Origin of the sequence: Amphritea sp., from assembly GCF_050300915.1 — a bacterium.
GTDB lineage: Bacteria > Pseudomonadota > Gammaproteobacteria > Pseudomonadales > Balneatricaceae > Amphritea.
Genome location: NZ_JBNKYN010000088.1, coordinates 1 through 18,301 on the forward strand (window position 1 = coordinate 1; position 18,301 = coordinate 18,301).

The 18,301-nt window shown below is 50.0% G+C and carries 19 protein-coding genes; 3 read left to right on the forward strand and 16 right to left on the reverse strand.

Features of this window, described 5'->3' with window-relative positions; genetic code table 11:
* Positions 1–79: 79 nt before the first annotated feature.
* The 3 genes from aspS to ACQY8X_RS17985 all read right to left on the reverse strand — a co-directional run bounded on the left by aspS (position 80) and on the right by ACQY8X_RS17985 (position 2,754).
* Positions 80–1,843, reverse strand: coding sequence for an aspartate--tRNA ligase (gene aspS / locus ACQY8X_RS17975; RefSeq protein ID WP_428036509.1), 1,764 nt, complete (start codon positions 1,841–1,843; stop codon positions 80–82).
* Between the two features lie 58 nt (positions 1,844–1,901).
* Positions 1,902–2,129 carry an FmdB family zinc ribbon protein gene (locus ACQY8X_RS17980; protein ID WP_428036510.1) on the reverse strand — a complete coding sequence of 76 codons (228 nt, stop codon included), beginning with the start codon at positions 2,127–2,129 and terminating at the stop codon, positions 1,902–1,904.
* A gap of 169 nt (positions 2,130–2,298) precedes the next feature.
* On the reverse strand, positions 2,299–2,754 hold the full coding sequence (locus ACQY8X_RS17985; RefSeq protein ID WP_428036511.1) for an HIT domain-containing protein: 456 nt from the start codon (positions 2,752–2,754) through the stop codon (positions 2,299–2,301).
* Positions 2,755–2,907: 153 nt separating this feature from the next.
* Between ACQY8X_RS17985 and ACQY8X_RS17990 the strand changes: the two genes are divergently transcribed.
* A complete protein-coding gene (locus ACQY8X_RS17990; protein ID WP_428036512.1) occupies positions 2,908–4,068 on the forward strand; it encodes a GNAT family N-acetyltransferase in 1,161 nt (386 codons plus the stop codon).
* Positions 4,069–4,073: 5 nt separating this feature from the next.
* Here the strand turns inward: ACQY8X_RS17990 and ACQY8X_RS17995 are convergent, their stop codons facing one another.
* The gene (locus tag ACQY8X_RS17995; RefSeq protein WP_428036513.1) at positions 4,074–4,445 is read right to left on the reverse strand and encodes a hypothetical protein; all 372 of its coding nucleotides are present in this window, start codon (positions 4,443–4,445) and stop codon (positions 4,074–4,076) included.
* A 407-nt stretch (positions 4,446–4,852) separates the two neighbouring features.
* Here ACQY8X_RS17995 and ACQY8X_RS18000 point away from each other — a divergent pair, with 407 nt between their 5' ends.
* Together ACQY8X_RS18000 and ACQY8X_RS18005 are read left to right on the forward strand one after the other, a co-directional pair.
* Positions 4,853–5,134 (forward strand): hypothetical protein, encoded by a 282-nt coding sequence (locus ACQY8X_RS18000; RefSeq protein WP_428036514.1) that lies wholly within the window; start codon positions 4,853–4,855, stop codon positions 5,132–5,134.
* A 220-nt stretch (positions 5,135–5,354) separates the two neighbouring features.
* A complete protein-coding gene (locus ACQY8X_RS18005; RefSeq protein ID WP_428036515.1) occupies positions 5,355–6,497 on the forward strand; it encodes a DUF484 family protein in 1,143 nt (380 codons plus the stop codon).
* A 55-nt stretch (positions 6,498–6,552) separates the two neighbouring features.
* Here the strand turns inward: ACQY8X_RS18005 and ACQY8X_RS18010 are convergent, their stop codons facing one another.
* The 12 genes from ACQY8X_RS18010 to ACQY8X_RS18065 all read right to left on the reverse strand — a co-directional run bounded on the left by ACQY8X_RS18010 (position 6,553) and on the right by ACQY8X_RS18065 (position 17,846).
* Positions 6,553–7,101: a hemerythrin domain-containing protein gene (locus ACQY8X_RS18010; protein ID WP_428036516.1), complete on the reverse strand. Its 549-nt coding sequence runs from the start codon at positions 7,099–7,101 to the stop codon at positions 6,553–6,555.
* Positions 7,102–7,162: 61 nt separating this feature from the next.
* Positions 7,163–7,780 carry an HAD family hydrolase gene (locus tag ACQY8X_RS18015; RefSeq protein ID WP_428036517.1) on the reverse strand — a complete coding sequence of 206 codons (618 nt, stop codon included), beginning with the start codon at positions 7,778–7,780 and terminating at the stop codon, positions 7,163–7,165.
* Positions 7,777–8,592 (reverse strand): AlbA family DNA-binding domain-containing protein, encoded by an 816-nt coding sequence (locus ACQY8X_RS18020; RefSeq protein WP_428036518.1) that lies wholly within the window; start codon positions 8,590–8,592, stop codon positions 7,777–7,779. Before ACQY8X_RS18020 ends, ACQY8X_RS18015 begins: the two co-directional genes overlap by 4 nt.
* A 17-nt stretch (positions 8,593–8,609) precedes the next feature.
* The gene (locus ACQY8X_RS18025; protein ID WP_428036519.1) at positions 8,610–8,996 is read right to left on the reverse strand and encodes a hypothetical protein; all 387 of its coding nucleotides are present in this window, start codon (positions 8,994–8,996) and stop codon (positions 8,610–8,612) included.
* Between the two features lie 24 nt (positions 8,997–9,020).
* Positions 9,021–11,666 carry an aminopeptidase N gene (gene pepN, locus ACQY8X_RS18030; RefSeq protein ID WP_428036520.1) on the reverse strand — a complete coding sequence of 882 codons (2,646 nt, stop codon included), beginning with the start codon at positions 11,664–11,666 and terminating at the stop codon, positions 9,021–9,023.
* A 102-nt stretch (positions 11,667–11,768) separates the two neighbouring features.
* The gene (locus ACQY8X_RS18035) at positions 11,769–12,596 is read right to left on the reverse strand and encodes a DUF2797 domain-containing protein (protein ID WP_428036521.1); all 828 of its coding nucleotides are present in this window, start codon (positions 12,594–12,596) and stop codon (positions 11,769–11,771) included.
* Positions 12,596–12,862, reverse strand: coding sequence for a YeaC family protein (locus ACQY8X_RS18040; RefSeq protein WP_428036522.1), 267 nt, complete (start codon positions 12,860–12,862; stop codon positions 12,596–12,598). Before ACQY8X_RS18040 ends, ACQY8X_RS18035 begins: the two co-directional genes overlap by 1 nt.
* 66 nt (positions 12,863–12,928) lie before the next feature.
* On the reverse strand, positions 12,929–13,768 hold the full coding sequence (locus ACQY8X_RS18045) for a rhomboid family intramembrane serine protease (RefSeq protein WP_428036523.1): 840 nt from the start codon (positions 13,766–13,768) through the stop codon (positions 12,929–12,931).
* 27 nt (positions 13,769–13,795) lie between these two features.
* Positions 13,796–14,770: a metallophosphoesterase gene (locus ACQY8X_RS18050; protein ID WP_428036524.1), complete on the reverse strand. Its 975-nt coding sequence runs from the start codon at positions 14,768–14,770 to the stop codon at positions 13,796–13,798.
* 11 nt (positions 14,771–14,781) lie between these two features.
* Positions 14,782–15,663: an NAD(+) kinase gene (locus ACQY8X_RS18055; RefSeq protein WP_428036525.1), complete on the reverse strand. Its 882-nt coding sequence runs from the start codon at positions 15,661–15,663 to the stop codon at positions 14,782–14,784.
* Between the two features lie 143 nt (positions 15,664–15,806).
* Complete coding sequence (locus ACQY8X_RS18060; RefSeq protein ID WP_428036526.1) at positions 15,807–16,742, reverse strand: 1-aminocyclopropane-1-carboxylate deaminase/D-cysteine desulfhydrase; 936 nt, start codon at positions 16,740–16,742, stop codon at positions 15,807–15,809.
* 195 nt (positions 16,743–16,937) lie between these two features.
* Positions 16,938–17,846, reverse strand: coding sequence for a diguanylate cyclase (locus tag ACQY8X_RS18065; protein WP_428036527.1), 909 nt, complete (start codon positions 17,844–17,846; stop codon positions 16,938–16,940).
* Positions 17,847–18,301: the final 455 nt, after the last annotated feature.

The following is an 18,301-nucleotide window of genomic DNA, read 5'->3' on the forward strand; positions in this document are numbered from 1 at the left end:
TATACAGAGCACAATACCCCAGATTCGGCCATAAAAAAAGCCGTGCAGTGCACGGCTTGATGATTAACTGCAAAATACCTTATGGCGTCTTACGCAGTTTGATATTCAGTTCACGCAGCTGAGCCGCACTCACCTCACCCGGAGCCTGAGTCATCATACAGGCTGAACTCTGGGTTTTCGGAAAGGCGATCACTTCACGGATCGAATCGGTACCGGTCATCAGCATGATCAGACGGTCAAGACCAAATGCCAGACCACCGTGCGGTGGCGCACCATATTTCAGTGCGTTCAGCAGGAAGCCAAACTTATCATCCGCCTCTTCATCAGAGATCCCCAGAATATCCAGCACCGACGCCTGCATCTCCCGGTTGTGGATACGGATAGAACCACCACCCAGCTCACAACCATTCAACACCATGTCATAAGCACGGGACAGCGCTGCCAGAGGATTCGCTTGCAACTCTTCAGGGCTGCAGCTTGGCGCGGTAAACGGGTGATGCAATGCCGTCATACCACCGTTGTCGGTCTCTTCAAACATCGGGAAGTCAACCACCCACAGCGGCGCCCACTCACATTGAGCCATCTGCAGATCTTCACCCGCTTTGATACGCAGTGCACCCAGAGCCTCGGAAACGACTTTCTCTTTATCAGCACCGAAGAAGACGATATCGCCGTTTTGCGCATCCAGACGTTCCATAATCGCCATCGCCACCTCATCGCCAAGGAACTTAACGATAGGAGACTGTAAGCCTTCAACACCTTTTTCAAGCTCGTTAACCTTAATCCAGGCCAGACCTTTAGCGCCGTAGATGCTGACAAACTTAGTGTATTCATCAATGATCTTACGGGTCAGCTGAGCGCCACCCGGCACCTTCAGGGCTGCCACGCGGCCTTTAGGGTCTTTAGCCGGACCAGCAAAAACCTTAAACTCGATCTCAGCCATCAGGTCGGCAACGTCAACCAGCTCCATCGGGTAGCGCAGGTCGGGTTTATCAGAACCATAACGCTGCATCGCTTCGGAGTACGGCATACGTGGGAAGTCACCGAGATCAATGCCTTTCAGCTCGAGGAACAGCTTGCGGATCATCTTTTCAGCAATGCCCATAATCTCTTCCTCATTCATGAATGAGGTTTCAATATCAATCTGGGTAAACTCTGGCTGACGATCGGCACGCAGGTCTTCATCACGGAAACACTTGGCAACCTGATAGTAGCGGTCAAAACCCGCCACCATCAGCAACTGTTTGAACAACTGAGGAGACTGCGGCAATGCAAAGAAGTGACCTTCATGCACCCGACTTGGCACCAGATAGTCGCGGGCGCCCTCAGGGGTGGCACGGTTAAGAATGGGGGTTTCAATATCAAGAAAACCATTCTCATCCAGATAATTACGAATAGCCGTGGTGACTTTGGAACGAAAACGCAGTTTTTCCTGCATCTCAGCACGACGCAGATCGATATAACGGTAACGCAGACGCACCTCTTCACCCACCTGCTGATGCTCGTCCAGCTGGAAGGGAGGGGTTTCTGATCTGTTCAGGATAACCAGTTCCTGACCCAGAACTTCGATCTCACCGGTCGCCATCTCCGGGTTAACAGTGCCTTCCGGACGGGCACGAACGACGCCCTTAACCTCAACCACATATTCACTACGGCAGCTGTCTGCCAGCGCGAAGCTCGCTTCACGATCAGGGTCAAACACCACCTGTGAATGGCCTTCGCGGTCACGAAGATCCAGAAAGATAACCCCACCGTGGTCGCGACGACGGTGAACCCACCCCGTCAGAGTAATGTCTTCGCCGATATGCTCTTTTCTGAGATCGCCGCAATAATGACTGCGCATAGTTAAATGTTCCTGTTACTTAGCAAGCTGAATCAGTGTTTATTCAGACAATTAAAAATCAGTTACCGGATTCACCCTGGCCACCCGCCAGGTTCTTTTTCTTACCGGTTTTAAAATCAGTCTCGTACCAGCCCGTACCGGACAATCTGAAACGTGACGCGGACACTTTTTTAACCACGTCGGCAGAATTACAACCAGCACAGACAGGTGCCGGTGCGTCAGACTTCAGCACCAGCTTTTCAAATTCATGACCACAATGACGGCACGCGAAATCAAAGATTGGCATTGTTAGCAGTTTTCCCCTGAGATAGAGATACACCGCAAAGCGACCCGATTGGTTTCAGCCCTGTTTATTGCAAAAGCCGACAACGTCAGCCGCCTTGCCCAGAAAACGGCGAATTATACCTGAATTATTGACCGCTGACAGGGCCAATTAATGGATTTTAAGAGAGAAATCAGTTGATCAGATCCCAGGCAACAAAATTTACCTCCTCAGGCATCATCATCTGTAACTTCTGATGAATCTCCTGAATCTGAAGATCGGTATAGGGCTTCGCAACAACCGCTCCCCAAACCGGCGCAGGCCAGGCGGGATCCCCCTCAAACCTAACCACATGATGAACATGGAGCTGCTTAACAACATTCCCCAGCGCGGCAATGTTCATCTTATCCGCATCAAATACATCATGAAGATTTTCTGACAGAAATGAAGATTCATGCAGCAACTGAGCCTGATCCGCCGAAGACAGGTGATAGATCTCACTGGCTTCTGCACGGCGTGGCACCAGAATAAACCAGGGGTAATTCGCATCATTCATCAGCAGCAAACGGCACAGCGGAAAGTCGCCCAGGGTAATACAATCGTTATTCAGACGAGAATCCAGCTCAAATTCCAACTCCAGCTCATCCATTTTTATTCTCCTAGCGTAAATACAGATGCAAACTTATGATAGTAACGATAGCCAACCTGAAAAGCAGCTAATCTGCTCGCATCCGTAAAAATATAATGCTTTATTATCGGATAGTTAGATAATAAATTCTGGCTCTGAACAGTATAGGACAATATGCCGCAATTCAATTTTTATAGCGCCATCGAGCAGATCGGAGCAGCGCGCTGGAACAACCTGGCAGGCACAGACTACCCGTTTCTGCGCTATGCGTTTCTCTGTGCATTAGAGCAATCTGGCAGTGTTGCGCCGGAGACTGGCTGGCAACCCTGCCATCTGGTGGTGACCGAAGGCGATCAGGACATTGCCGCGATGCCGCTCTATCTGAAAAGCCACTCCTACGGTGAGTATGTATTTGACTGGAGTTGGGCAGACGCCTATCAGCGCAATGGTCTTGAATACTACCCTAAACTACTGACCGCTATCCCTTTTACCCCCTGCTACGGCCCACGTTTACTGTTTCATGCCCACCTGAGTGACACTGAACAGACAGTCCTCACCCGGCAGATGCTAGCAGCGACTCAACAGCTGGCATCGCAATACCAGGCATCTGGCTGGCATGGGCTGTTTCTTGAAGGCTATCTGCTTGAAAAGGAAAACTTCCCAGACCTGAACTACCGCCTCGGAACCCAATACCACTGGTTCAACCGTGACTACTCCGATTTTGAAGATTTTCTCGCCACCTTCAGCTCCCGCAAACGTAAAAATCTACGCAAAGAGCGCAGTAAGATTGCTGAGCATAGTATTGAGCACCGTTTTATCAGTGGCACCCAGCTAACAGATGAGATGCTCCGGCAATTTTACCGCTTCTACCAGATCACCTACCTGAAGCGGGGTCGCAACGGTTATCTCAACGAAGCGTTCTTTCAGCAGCTAAGAGATACCCTGCCAGAGCAACTGCACATCTGCTTTGCCTATGATATGCATCACAGTGACACTGAAGCGGTTGCCGGGGCGCTGTTTTTTCAGGATAGCAAAAACCTCTATGGCCGCTATTGGGGCGCGCTGGCGGAATACGACAGCCTGCATTTTGAGACCTGTTACTATCAGGGTATTGAACACTGCATCCGTCATCAGCTGCAGCGCTTCGATCCTGGCGCCCAGGGAGAACACAAGATACAACGGGGGTTCGAGCCTATCGAAACCTGGTCAGCCCACTGGCTGGCACACCCGGGGTTTCAGGATGCGGTACAGAAATTCACTCAGGAAGAGGAGACTATGCTACGCCAGGAGATGGAATATCTGCGCCAGCGTCTACCCTTTCGCAAGACAGAATGAAACCGTCAGGGCTGCAGATAGATCACCGGGCGACGCTGATCGTCGCCATGCAAAGCGCAGAACGTCTGCTTATTGCCGTCGCGGTAATTCACCTGAACATTAAAGCCCATGCCGGGTTGATGATTCAGCAATAAGATGCGCTCTTCACCCGCCGGAATACGGAATGCCTGAATCCGCGACTGGGTATCCGCACTGCCAAAATCCAGTTGAATCGACTCAATCATCTGTTCACTGCTATTGTGGAACGTCACTTCCATTCCCGGAGATGCTGAGCCGTACCAGGCGACCAGCGTCACCAGTAACATAAGCAAAGCAATCAACCACCAGAGGCACACCTTAGATGGCCGGAAGCCCCGTCCTGTTGTCTCACTATCCATGACTAACCTCCTGTAGACCTTAATATCCATTGGCAAATCTTCACCTCCCCCTCCCTGGCCGTTCACAGGACCCAGGCCCTGTTTAATCTCCCTTAAAACTTTACAAAACTGGGCTTAAATTAATGCGGCACGCGACTATCATTATTTTACTAATTATTTGTCTGCCAATAACAACACTTAAAAAAACCGGCCAATATGATACAGAACAGATCCGTAAATTATATAACTCTGAGATATATCAATAATTCATTCCTAATGCGTAATTTATATAAAAAAAGGGGCTCTTTTAATTAGAGCAAAGCCGATCTGTTGCCTAATATATTAGTACCGGGCCTCAGTACAGGTTTCATATGGCCCTCCGACTATTAGTTTTCTTAATAGCATTACAATAAAATGGGGATACCACAATGCTAACCTACACAGAATGCCTCCACCTCAGCGACCTCACTCAGGATGAAGTCGAGGCCATTGCTGAGCATGAGCACACGGACCCGATCATCGCCATGGCAATAGGGCATTACCTCTGCTGTCATGATGGTCAAAGCAAAGTAAAAAAAATCATCCTGGATGATATTGCTAAAGCACAACGAAAAGGAGATTCAGCGCACGAAAAAGTTTTAAGACAGGTATTGAAGCATTTTATCAGTACCCATCCGGAACAACATGGCAAAATCGCCAAAGCAAGCTGAACCTGCTGATTCTTTCAAAAAGCCTGCTACTCATAATGAGTAGCAGGCTTTTTAACTGTTAGCCTTATCGTTTGGGCGTTTCGCCTGGTTAACCGCAGCACATACACGTTTTTTCGTTATTTTTGTATTATCCCTGTCTTGCTTTTCCTTTATAGTTATCTTCGATGGCCGATAACTCTTTCATACTTTTAGTAGGTAGTAGGCGCAAAGCAGGCGTTTCATGGGACCAATCGATAAAGAGAACAAAGATCTGCGCAGATCTCTGCACCTTCTGGCCAGTAAGGTTGAGCGGAATGAAGCCATTTTGCGTTCATTCTTTGAAATGGAGCTGCGACTGCTGAGCTGCAGCAACCTGGCAGAACTGCTGGACCTTATTCTGATTGAGTTCAAAGAGTATTTTCATCTGACCGCCGTCAACCTGATTCTGCTTGACCCTGAATCTGCAGCCCGCAGCCTTTTAGAGGACTATATCCCTCCTGAACCGGGTCATAGCCTCCGCTTTGTCAACAACCAGCGATTGCTTAAAACCCTGTTTCCTTCCGTAAAACTCAGAACCGGCGAGTTAAGTGCTCAGCTGAAAAGCATCGCCTTTCCCAGCACCCCCTATATACTCAGCAGCGCCCTGCTTCCCCTTATTCGTCACAACTGTCTGATTGGCAGCCTGCACCTTGGCAGCAATGACCCGGCTCGCTACAGTGAACACTTTGACTACGATTATGTGGGTCACCTGGCATCGGTTATCGCAGTCTGTATTGAAAACTGTATCAATCAGCAAAACCTTAAGCGGCTTAGCATTATCGATATGCTTACTAAGGTGAATAACCGGCGGGCATTCGATCAGGAGATTATTAAAGAGCTGTCCAGAGCCAGCCGGCTTAAGACCCCCCTCAGCTGTCTGTTTATCGATCTGGATTATTTCAAGCTGGTTAATGACAATTTCGGTCATCAGGTGGGCGATAAAGTACTGAGCTCAGTTGGCCTTTTATTGAAGAAAAGTTTGCGTAAAACTGACTTTGTTGCCCGCTACGGCGGCGAAGAGTTTGCTGTTTTGCTACCAAATTGCGATTCTGACAAGGCGGTCGAGATTGGTGATCAGTTGCGGACTAAAATTCTTCACCTAGTGCTCCATAATAACGACAACACCCCCTTCAGGGTAAGCGCTTCGATTGGGGCAAGCAGCTGTTCTTACGGCAGTTTCGCCTTCGATGATCTGGCTGCGCAGGCTCATGCGCTGTTAAAAGCGGCGGATGAAGCGGTCTATCTGGCCAAAGAAAAAGGCAGGAACCGGATTGAATTCCGCCCCCTGCCTAACATGAAACCTGAACTGTTTAGTCAGCTTAACAACGATTTAAGATCTCTTTAAAATGAACAGAGGCAACCGGAAAGCAACCTGACTAAACAAGCACCTCTGCCTGAGACTACTGCATATCCCGCAGTAACTCAGAATAAAGATCAATATACCGCTGCTTCTGCTGTTCGCCAAACAGAGGATCATCTATTTTCGGCAGCTCAGGTTCAAGCGCCTGCCACTGCTCACTGTTAGCAACCTCATCTAACAGGGGAAATAGCGTCCCCTCTTCCAGATTCAGATGCTCAATCTGATCATCCAGAAAACGTTCAAGCTTCGCGATAAACTGATCCATCGGGACAACAGCGTCCGTCAGAATACAGTCAACCGCCTCGATAATATCTGTACTGCTTTTTTTCAGTTGTTTATGTTCATCAACACATTGAGCGATCGCATCATCCAACTCAGGACAACCAGACTCTTTGAAGAAGTCATACATCTGATCTTCCCGCGGATGATGGTAGGCATCCGCATAACTGGTGATGTAATCAACCGCATCTGCAAGCAGCACAAAGTTTGGCATTTCACCCTGTTTCAGTTTTTCCAGCTTGTTCCCGAGCACAGCCAGCAACTTATTCAGGTTGACATGATCCTGGTGTAATTCATTCAGTACTGTCATAACATCCTCCGGTGAGATAAAGACACTATACCTCAGCTTTGTTAAACGATCTTGACTAGAATCAAGCAGATACCCTTGAGGATATAAGCCATTGGTGTAATTCAGACAACGTATGCACCTTCAAATCGGTTAATTCGGGCCATGCCCTGTCGTCCCGCAGGTCGACGTGAATTGTCGCCACACCTGCAGCACGCCCTACTTCCAGATCGTAGCGAAAATCCCCCACCATTACGGTCTGTTCTGCCCCTGCCTGCCATTGCTGCAGCAACAGGTTGATCCCCTGCGGATCCGGTTTTGCTAAAGCATCATCACGTCCCAACACCGCAGCCGGATTAAACAGGTGGCTGACACCGATAACCTCAAGGCAGTGCAGCGCTACTTCCCGCTTATTGCGGGTAAGGATTCCCAGCTGACAGCCCCGGGTTCCCAACAGTTCGAGACAGGCATTGACACCGATAGCAGGTTTCACCATATCGGCGTAGAAATATTCCCACTGATCGAGTTGATGATTTAGTTCATCCCGTTCAGCCTCAGGTCGCTCAGCGATGGTCGCGAGAATATCACAGCCCGACGGCAACCCAAGCTCGGCCCGGATCCGCTCAAAATCATGGACCGGGTGAGTGACAGTGCCATCCAGGTCAAAAATCCAGAAGTTGGCACGGCGAATACGGTCAATCACTCGTTGCGCCCCTCTGTCGGATTCAGGTTTTCAGTCAGTTGATCAAGCCGGGTACGGATATCCCGCATAATTTCCAACCGGCCTGCGGGGTTACCATTTTGTGATAACAGCAAAGCTTCCAGCCCTGCGATACTGTCCTGGGAGTCGCGCAACGCCTGCAACATATTGCGCGAACGTTTTTTGGCGCTATCGGTCATCTGATCAACCCGCGTCAGTGTCCGTCTGACCTGGCTATCCAGTTCATCCAGGTGGATCACCAGTTGCTCCATGCCCGCACCAAACGCATGGTCCATCTGTCCCAGCCGCTGTTCTAACTGTGTCACGGCTTCGCGAAAGCGGTTCAGGAACAGCTGGCCTTCGCGGTCCATAAACATCGCCAGCAGCTCTTCTGGATAAAGGGCCCGGGAGCGGGCATCTGCACGGATAGCATATTCCCCCCGCTGGGTGCAGTAGGGTCGTTTGTTACCTGGCGCTATTTCAATACGAAAAAAGGGGGTGGTACTGATATTTTCAACCACGACCTCTATATCAACGATAGGGTAACAATCGGTGGCTTTGTTGATCAGACTCAGTCGGGCACTGTCGTCCACATCACAACCTACAATACGCCCGCGCTGCAAACCATCAGCGCTGGTATATTCGTCGACACCAACCAGAATGGCGCCTCCCCGGGAGGAGTTGGCGAACGAGACCAGATCGCGACTTTTTATGCCGTTAATTTCGCGTTTGAAATCAACATCAATCCCTTCTGGCTTTGCCAGCAGGCTCTTAGCCCGCTGACTGATTCTTCTGTACTCACGCTTAACCGGCATCTGGCGATCCCGACCTTTCAGGCGTAGATCTCATCAGCGAAAGGATCAAGCGGTTGGGCCAGCAAGGTATCATCCCGAAAATAGAGGATGCGCCCTTCAAATGTGAGGCCTTTGGAGGAGAACCAGCGTAACACCTCCTCGCGGCCCTCATCGATCTGAAAACTGTCGTACCAGGCTGTCGCTATACGATAAAAATAGAGTCCAAATAATGCCGCAGCAGCGCCGAGGAAAAAATCAGACCCAGGACTGAACAATAGCGCTAACAGTCCCGCCAGCCATACACGGCTGGCTCGGGATCTCTTAAGGCTATTGAACGCATCATCATATTGATCCTGATATTTCAGATAGCGGCGATAGTTCTGCTGCAGTTCAAATTTATCCTGTTCCGGGATAGTTCGTTCCATTTTAATACCCTTTTTCTACAGGCCTCAACCAGCCAGACTTTTACTCAATACTTCATAAACATCCCGGGAAAGATCGCCACTGCTGCTGATCCGTTCCAGTTCAGCTTTCATCAGTGCGCTACGCTCAGAAGGATATCGCTTCCAGCGTGTCAATGGTGTCAGCAAGCGCGAAGCGATCTGCGGGTTCTGCTTGTTCAATACAATAATCTGATCCGCCAGAAAACGGTAGCCGCTACCATCAGAATTGTGGAAATTCATCATGTTCTGGGCGCAGAAAACAGACACCAGCGAACGGATCTTATTCGGATTAGCCGCATCATAAGCCGGATGCTGCTGCAATGACCGCACCCGCGCCAAAGCGCCCTCTTTAGGATCACTTGCCTGAACCGCCAGCCACTGGTTGACCACCAGCGACTCATTCTGCCAGCGTTGATAGAAGCTCTCCAATACCTCCGCCGCGGACGCCTGAAAGTCGGAATGGGCGATCAGGGTCAGGGCTGCCTGACTGTCGGTCATATTATCGGCGTGACGGTATTGCTCCAGCGCCAGCTCAAGGTACTCCTGCTTGTCCGTCGCCATCAGATAAGACAGCGCCAGATTTTTCAGACTTCTGCGGGCAACCGAAGCCGCATCGGGGCTATATGCTTCTACCGTATTGTTGTCCTGATACACCTGCAGAAACAGAGGCTCAAGCGCGTTAGCAATCGCGTCTCTGACAAAACGGCGTACCTGATGAATGGCATCGACATCGATCACCGCGGCCAGCTCACTCAGATACGCCTCTGATGGCAGAGTCAGCACTTTCGCCACCATCGCCTTATCTAATCCGGTATCTTTGAGTACCTGACGGTAGGCTTCAACCAGCGCCGGGTCGAGACTCAGTTCCCGCCCCTGCTGATAGTCACCAATCAGTTCCGTCAGAATACCCACCGCCAGCTGCTGTGCAGCATCCCAGCGATTAAAGCCATCGCTATCGTGCTGCATGAGAAATACTAACTGCTCACGGCTGTAAGGAAACGTCAGCTTTACGGGTGCAGAAAAGCCGCGCAGCAATGAAGGCACGGGCTCTACCGGAATATTCTCAAAGACAAAACTCTGCTCAGTGGCAACAAACTCAAGCACTTCGGTCATTGCGCCGCCAGGGAGTGGCATATCCTGCCCCTGGGGATCAAGTAAACCCACCGCAACCGGGATCAGAAAGGGCTGTTTGGTGACCATATCCGGCGTTGCCGGACAGCTCTGATGCATATGCAGCGTATAGCGCTGATTCTCTGCATCATATTCACCGGTCACCGAGACCTGAGGTGTACCCGACTGGCTATACCAGAGCTTAAAGCGGCGCATATCCCGGCCGGATACATCCGCCATCGCCTGGACAAAATCATCCGTGGTCACCGCCTGACCATCATGACGTTCAAAATAGAGGTCTGAACCTTTGCGGAAGGTTTCAACCCCCAGCAAAGTGTGCAGCATCCGCACCACTTCACAGCCTTTTTCATAGACTGTCAGGGTATAAAAGTTGGAAATTTCGATAAATGAAGCAGGCCGAACCGGATGGGCCATCGGACCAGCGTCCTCAGCAAACTGCGCGGTACGCAGCAGAGTAACATCTTCTATCCGTTTCACCGTCGGAGAGTTCATATCAGAGCTGAACTGGGAATCACGGAACACCGTGAAGCCCTCTTTCAGACTGAGTTGAAACCAGTCACGACAGGTAACCCGGTTGCCCGACCAGTTATGAAAATACTCATGAGCAACCACCCCTTCAACCCGCTGAAAGCCTGCATCAACCGTGGTTTCAGGATGCGCCAACACACAAGAGGTGTTGAAAATATTAAGCCCTTTATTTTCCATCGCCCCCATATTGAAGAAGTCGACCGCCACGATCATAAAGATATCCAGATCGTACTCCCGACCATATACCTCTTCATCCCACTTCATCGAGTGCTTCAGGGAGGTCATGGCATAATCCAGCTTGTCCAGATCTTTCGCTTCGGCGAAGATTTTCAGCGCCACATGACGACCGGAACCGGTGGTATAACGATCCTCTATATATTCCAGGTCACCGCCAACCAGAGCAAACAGATACGCAGGTTTAGGGAAAGGGTCCTGCCATCGAACCCAGTGGCGGCCATCGTCCTCCTCTCCGGCATCAATCATATTACCGTTCGACAGCAACACAGGGTAACGCTGTTTATCCGCCACTATAGTGGTTTCAAACAGCGCCATCACATCCGGCCGATCCTGATAAAAGGTAATGCGGCGGAAGCCTTCCGCCTCACACTGAGTGCAGAACATGCCATCAGACTTATACAACCCTTCTAAGGCAGTATTGTTCTGAGGCTCAATCCGGGTGATACATTCGAGGGTAAAATGATCCGGCAGATCAGGGATAGTCAGTTGCTCCCCCAGCCGTCGAAAATCCTTATCGCTCAGCACTTCACCATCAATACTCAGACGCTGCAGCTCCAGAGACTCATGTCCATCCAATACCAGTGGATGCTGGCGGTTGGCAGACTCCGGATTGCGGGAATAGCGGACCTGAGAACGTACCAGCGCCTGCTCCTCTTCAAGCTCGAAGCGCAACTCAGTCTGTTCCACCAGAAATGCGGGAACCTCATAATCTTTTAGATAGATAACACTCGGCTGCTCTGTCACTGACTGACTCATTCATTCACCCTGCAATAACATAAAACGATTAACAATAAACAAACCTACAAATATGCCCGATAATGCTGGGGCGAAACGGTTCTTTTAAAGGTTTGACACCCCTCAGGCGCTGAATTCAACCTGATACGCAGTAAACTTTCTGAGGTTGATAACACCGCTGTCTAAAATCAGATACTGCCCTTTTATACCCTGCAAAATCCCCTCGATGACAGGGCTTTTATCAAAGCTCAGACTAGTCACTTTAGCGGGAAAATTAAGTACAGGATAGTTCAGTTCCACGACCTCAGCCTGCGGCAGCTGCTGAATCGCCTGTAAACCAAAACGATCTTCCAGTTCGGTCAACGCGGGCTGACAAAGTTGCAGTAAACGATCACGCTCAGCGTAGAGATCCAGGCGATCAACCTGACCTTTAAGCATCGCCCGCCAGTTGGTTTTATCGGTCACATGGGTGGCAAAAATACGCTCAACCAGTCCCGACTGGAACCGGGTATCAACCCGCAGTATCGGCAGTGCCTGAATCGCCCCCTGATCGATCCAGCGAGTTGGAATCTGGGTACCCCGGGTGATTCCGACTTTAACGCCAGAGGAGTTAGCCAGGTAAACGTAATGGCTCTGAAAGCAGAACTGCTCGCCCCAGGAGGGGTCTCTGCAGGTACCCTGGTCATAATGACACTTCTCCGGGCTCATAATACAGAGATCACATTGCGGCAATTTTTTAAAACAGGGATAGCAGTACCCCTGGGCAAAACTTTTACTGGTCTTGCGGCCACAATGGGTGCAGTTAGTCTGCCCCAGATAGCTCAGTTTTACTGGCTTACCAAGATAACGGTTCAAATCAATCCGATGATCATCCAGCTTTAACTGATAGCGGATCTGAGGGCCTGTCTCAGCGGGCATTTTTACCAGCGCACCCTGCGCGATAATATCCATCAATTGTCGTTCAGGATTTTCAGAACCTGAGGTTCCAGTGGATCAGAGCCGTGTTTGCTGCCATCTTTTTTGCTGCGGTCGATATACCCGGTGCGCTCATGTTCAGGTAATTTAGTCTGATCATAGGCGATCACCGCCCGCAAACTGGTCTCCCGTTGTTCATTGGTGAGCCGCTCACCATTAGGCCATTTACCCAACTCAACAGCCCGTTTCAGGCTCTGATACACCTCTGGCGTCATCGCCGCAATCATCTTCTCAAAATTCATCGTGCACCTCACAGTGGATCAATACAGCGGGTAAATAAACAGGCCGATATAATATCACAGCGACCGTCAGCGTTTTAACAGTCTCACGACCGGCACGAGTACAAGACCCGCGATCAACCCGGCCAGATGCGCTGTATTGGCAATGGAGCCCATATCCAGACTTTCCAGCGCGCCGGTATAGCCCAACACCAGCCAGAATATCATAAAGCCCATCAGCGCTGGCGGCATACCAATCATCCTGGAGGGTTTGAGTCGATCCCAGAACCAGGCAAACCCCAGCAGTGCGAAGACAAAACCAGACATCCCGCCAAACATCGGACCGCTCACCCAGAACTGAGCAATATTTGAAACCAGCGCTGAAAACAGAAATAACCCCAGCAATACCGGCCAGCCAAGATAGCTTTCAATGCGTCTGCCGACAACCCACACCCACAGCAGATTAAAGATGATATGTGGCAGGTTAAAGTGCATAAACGCCGGAGTAAATAATCTCCATACCTGCCCACCGGTGAGCGATGACAGCAGATCCGAGTAATAAATCTTATTACCCTGAACCTGAAAATCCACAATGGTGAACCAGCCCATCATCTGGATATTGTCGCCCAAAGAGACCATCAGCGTGATGATGACACTGATCGCCATCAGCGTGAGGCTCAACCAGCTTTTAAGAATACTCTGCACTCCGCCCTGTAGGTTCTGCCGCTGCACCCTCAACCCGGAAAGATCATCCCCCTGCTGCCACATCTGATAAAGCTGCATAATCTGCTCTGCATTGACACTGTAAGGCACCAGCAGCAGCTGCTCCCCTTCCTGCTCGAGCACCCGATGAGGAATTTTATGCTGCCACAGTATCGCGGTAAAACCTGACAGATCCTGGGCCAGCGGAACGCGGAAAACTTCATTCATAAGATCACAATACGCAGCTCATGGGATTCAGGACTCATCTTTAATCTCCTTCAATACATCAACCCAGATAAATTTCGCCGGATCAATTTCCCTTTCATTATCCAGCCGATAGGCAACCAACTTACCAAATTTCACTGCACTGTAGTCGATACACGCAATATTAGGGGCCACCGCTTTCGGCTCACCATCACACCAATAATGACCAATAAAGAGTAACGGCTCGTCACTGCTGTAATAGAGCAGATCCTGGTAGTCCTGTTCAGTCAGGGGCATTCGGGCCACATGTTCAGGCAAAGGGTCGGGCTGAAACACCACATCGATGTAGTACTGTGGCTGCTGTGCCCAGAACTTAGTGCGGAAAAAACGACGTTTGTAACCATCCTTGCTGACCATCACCTCATCATTGGGCATCTTCAGATGGGTGCCACGCAACAAGCGATCCATCGTCTCCCACTCAGGGGTATCGTGATGAGCAGAACGATGCAGATAAGCATCATCGATCTGGTTCCCCCCCTGAGTGCGCAGAAACTGCGTTATATGCTCCTGAGACCAGCAGGCATGCACAACCCTAAACTGCTCATAGTCGAGAAACAGAGGCATCTCTTTAATCCATTGCAGAAACTCTTGCTGCTCTTGCGGGTAGTTGGCAAACTGCTCAAGGGTCTCATTCAGAATGCGCAGATGGCGCCGGTTGTGGGTTCTGAGATACTCCATACCCGAGCCGGGAAGCCCGGGTGTCAGATAGGAAAGATAGTTAAACTCATGATTGCCCATTACGATCTGAGCGTGTCCACCATCCACCATATCCCGGACAATATGCAGTGCCTCACGGATACGTGGTCCACGGTCAACAATATCCCCCAGAAACACCGCCTGACGGCGCGGATGCTGATACACCCCGGCTTTCTTGCTATAGCCAAGCTTACTCAGCAATAACTGCAGCGATAACGCGCAACCATGTACATCACCGATAAGATCATAGCCTTCGTAAGCATATCCCATAGGCACCCCGATTATTCGCCCAACTTCGTAGCCCAACCCAGTTTTTCCCGGCAGGTCTGGTAGAAATTATGGCTTAGCGGATGTAGCAGCTTCAGCTTGTGCGGCTTTTTATGAATGGTAATGGTATCTCCGGGAGCACAACTGATATGTTTCTGCCCATCACAGCTGACCGTTGGGTAGGTCTCATTGTTATCACTGATCACCAGTTTAAGTTCACTGTTCCCATCCACCACGATCGGTCGGCTGGAAAGCGTGTGAGGAAACATCGGCACCAGCACTAAAGCATCAAGCCGGGGATGCATAATAGGACCACCACCGGACAAGGCATAGGCGGTCGAGCCTGTTGGCGTAGCGACAATCAAGCCGTCTGAGCGTTGCGTGTAAACAAACTGACCTTCGATATAGAGCTCAAACTGAATCATGCGAGCAGACTTACCCGGATGCAACACACAGTCGTTCAACCCGGTGGATTCGCCAATTGGCTCACCATTACGTTTTACCAGAACATCGATCAGAAAGCGGCGATCGACAGTATACTGCCCATTCAACACCTCTCCGACCTTCTCTTCAATCTCGGCGGGTGAAATATCGGTCAGAAATCCCAGGTTACCCCGGTTAACCCCTAACACTGGCACATTGGATTGCGCCAGATTTCGAGCGGCCCCCAACAAACTGCCATCACCACCAACAACGATAACAAGATCACAGATCTCTCCCATTAAACGGGAAGAGCTGGTTTGCTGGCCATGACCCGGCATCACCGCAGCAATTTTTTCATCCAGGATCGGCGTCAGGCCCTGCTCGTCAAGAAAGCGGATCAGATGCTTAAGCGTATCGATTACCTTAGTGCTGCCCAGCCGCCCTATCAAGCCAATATTACGAAAGTTTTCCATTGCCACTCCAGTGAAACTGATGATTACAGTGCAACCACGCCTATCCGTTTGTTTTTAAACATTATACTCATATTTTTAATGGTTTAACCGCCGGTATCCCCCCTTTTGCAGATAACAGCAGATTCTAACCTCTGACTTAACCGCTATTTCTTCTCCAGACGCTCAGTCATACCACGCAACCCCTGCATTCCACCAGTGTGAATCATCATCACCCGGGTACCCGGAGACAACTCACCCCGTGCGAGTTTACGCTGCAGCGCCAGAAAAACCTTGCCAGTATAAACCGGCTCCAGTCCGATACCGCTAAACTCCGTGAAATGCCGCATCGCCTGAGCCAACTCGGAAGAGACTTTGGCATAGCCACCTTCATGATCATTAAGCGCCAATGACCAGCCACCCGGGTCATTCTCGCCCGACTTAGCCAGCAACCGACGAATATCCTCATAGAGAAAAGCCCCACCCTTGACAACCGGCACTCCCAGCAATTCGCCCCCCTGTGCATGCAAACCTGCAATGAGGCCAGCCAGGGTTCCGCCAGTGCCACAAGCGCAACAAATCAGATCATAGTCTGCCGGATTAAACAGAGAAATGATTTCCCGGCAACCAGCCACCACCCACTCACCCGATCCCCCTTCGGGCAGACAGTGAAAATCCCCAAACCGATCATGTAACTGCGCAAGAAAACCCGCTTCATACTTGTCACGATACTGCGCCCGGGAAACAAACTGCAGAGACATTCCCCACCGTTCCGCATCCAACAGCATTTCAGACAACCGGACCGGACGCTCTCCCCGAATAACACCGATGGTTTCTATACCCTGTGCATATCCGGCATACGCCAGCGCATGAATATGATTCGACCAGGCACCACCAAAGCTAAGCACTCTCTGGCAATCAGAAGCCAACACCGCTGCCAGCGCATATTTTAACTTAAACCACTTATTACCACTGATCTGCGGGTGTACCCGGTCGAGACGCAGCAGGTCAAGCCGAACACCCGCCCGTTTAAAGTCAGGCAGATCAATGGTATCAACAGAGATAGGAGGGTGTTGCAGCAAGACTTCCGGATGAGCTGTCATAAAAAAATAAAAAACCTGTCACATACCCATCATCAAGGCAGCATAAGATGCAACCGCAAAGAGAGGAGAAGAAAATGGAAGAGTACACAGAAGAGCTGCTACAGGAAAGACTCTGTGAAGAGTTTGAAGACGATAACGAAGACGACGATGGCGAGGAGATGTAAATTCCAAGACATCAACAACTGAATCAAAAGACTACATATGACCCGACGTGAACTGCTTTACGCAGTTTCCACCCGCCTGTTTCGCGCTATACATTGCCATGTCAGCTCGCTGAACGAAAAAATCAACCGGCTCTGCACTATTACAGGACGCGACTCCAAGGCTCATGGATACAGTCACAGCGCCACGATGAAATGCATCTGGCGAATAATTACACTCCATGTTAAACAACTGCCTCACCCGGTCAGCCAAGCAGCAGGCGTCATCCCGAGAGGTATTAGGCAGCAACAACATAAATTCATCGCCGCCATAGCGAAACGCCTGATCCGACTCTCTCAACCCATCTCTGAGCACCCGGCCAATCTGACGTACAATCTGATCACCCTCAAGGTGACCAAGCTTATCATTAACCTGCTTAAAACCATCCAGATCAATACAGACCAGACTAAGCTCACCGCCGTAGCGCTTAACCCGCATCATCTCACTGGAAACCTGAACATAAAAATGTCTCTGATTAAACAAGCCACTCAAATCATCAGTGATTGACTGCTTTAATAGTGTGTTTTCCAGCGTTTTCTGGCGCGTCATATCATGAAAGAATCCAACACTTCCACGGTACACCCCCTGCTTCATCAACACCGCGGCCGACAAACGGATAGGAACCCGGTCCCGGTTACTGTTGAGCACATAGGTTTCATACCCCTCTACCCGACCTGGACCATAAAATGATTCATCCATCATCATCCGCATTATCTTCTTCGCCTCAGCATCACTCGGATAGATCTGACGAATACTCATATTCCCTATAACCTGATCAGCCGAATACCCCAGCAAGTTTTCAGCCGAAGTATTGAACACAGAAATAACTCCGCGACGGTTGATTGCGATAACAGGATCAGGACAGATTGAGATCAATTCCGCCTGATTAATATTCAAATGCATCTGATTAGGCCCGTAGCCACTACAATACCCCACAGCCAAACTACTTTTTATTATAGAGCGTCAATCTGAATACCGAAAAATGACGCGCTTTTATATCACGTTCACCTGCTAAGCGCTTGCTCTCATTACTCAAAATGGCACATCGCCACAACCACACTGAAAACAAAAAGCAGCAAAATTCAATTTCATAGTCATTGAAACAGAACAGATATATAAGAAAAAGCCAGCAGACAGAGTAGTGTGAAAAACAGCACGTCGCAGAAAATCAATGAAAAATGGCAGACAGCCATTTTGATCGTTAACAGATGATATAGTGAATCAGGCTGACTTCACCATAAGCCATCATCATGAAAGATGGCCGATATCTATTCTGATCTTTAAGAGAAAAAGTGGCGGAATGGACGGGACTCGAACCCGCGACCCCCTGCGTGACAGGCAGGTATTCTAACCAACTG

Coding starts and splice junctions, on each gene's coding strand:
- ACQY8X_RS18065 (WP_428036527.1), bottom strand. CDS start 17,846: ATGCATTTGAATATTAATCAGGCGGAATTGATCTCAATCTGTCCTGAT.
- ACQY8X_RS17995 (WP_428036513.1), bottom strand. CDS start 4,445: ATGGATAGTGAGACAACAGGACGGGGCTTCCGGCCATCTAAGGTGTGC.
- ACQY8X_RS18005 (WP_428036515.1), top strand. CDS start 5,355: ATGGGACCAATCGATAAAGAGAACAAAGATCTGCGCAGATCTCTGCAC.
- ACQY8X_RS18045 (WP_428036523.1), bottom strand. CDS start 13,768: ATGAATGAAGTTTTCCGCGTTCCGCTGGCCCAGGATCTGTCAGGTTTT.
- ACQY8X_RS17990 (WP_428036512.1), top strand. CDS start 2,908: ATGCCGCAATTCAATTTTTATAGCGCCATCGAGCAGATCGGAGCAGCG.
- ACQY8X_RS18040 (WP_428036522.1), bottom strand. CDS start 12,862: ATGAATTTTGAGAAGATGATTGCGGCGATGACGCCAGAGGTGTATCAG.
- pepN (WP_428036520.1), bottom strand. CDS start 11,666: ATGAGTCAGTCAGTGACAGAGCAGCCGAGTGTTATCTATCTAAAAGAT.
- ACQY8X_RS18055 (WP_428036525.1), bottom strand. CDS start 15,663: ATGGAAAACTTTCGTAATATTGGCTTGATAGGGCGGCTGGGCAGCACT.
- ACQY8X_RS18025 (WP_428036519.1), bottom strand. CDS start 8,996: ATGGAACGAACTATCCCGGAACAGGATAAATTTGAACTGCAGCAGAAC.
- aspS (WP_428036509.1), bottom strand. CDS start 1,843: ATGCGCAGTCATTATTGCGGCGATCTCAGAAAAGAGCATATCGGCGAA.
- ACQY8X_RS17985 (WP_428036511.1), bottom strand. CDS start 2,754: ATGGATGAGCTGGAGTTGGAATTTGAGCTGGATTCTCGTCTGAATAAC.
- ACQY8X_RS18020 (WP_428036518.1), bottom strand. CDS start 8,592: ATGCCGGTTAAGCGTGAGTACAGAAGAATCAGTCAGCGGGCTAAGAGC.
- ACQY8X_RS18050 (WP_428036524.1), bottom strand. CDS start 14,770: ATGGGATATGCTTACGAAGGCTATGATCTTATCGGTGATGTACATGGT.
- ACQY8X_RS18060 (WP_428036526.1), bottom strand. CDS start 16,742: ATGACAGCTCATCCGGAAGTCTTGCTGCAACACCCTCCTATCTCTGTT.
- ACQY8X_RS17980 (WP_428036510.1), bottom strand. CDS start 2,129: ATGCCAATCTTTGATTTCGCGTGCCGTCATTGTGGTCATGAATTTGAA.
- ACQY8X_RS18010 (WP_428036516.1), bottom strand. CDS start 7,101: ATGACAGTACTGAATGAATTACACCAGGATCATGTCAACCTGAATAAG.
- ACQY8X_RS18000 (WP_428036514.1), top strand. CDS start 4,853: ATGCTAACCTACACAGAATGCCTCCACCTCAGCGACCTCACTCAGGAT.
- ACQY8X_RS18035 (WP_428036521.1), bottom strand. CDS start 12,596: ATGGATATTATCGCGCAGGGTGCGCTGGTAAAAATGCCCGCTGAGACA.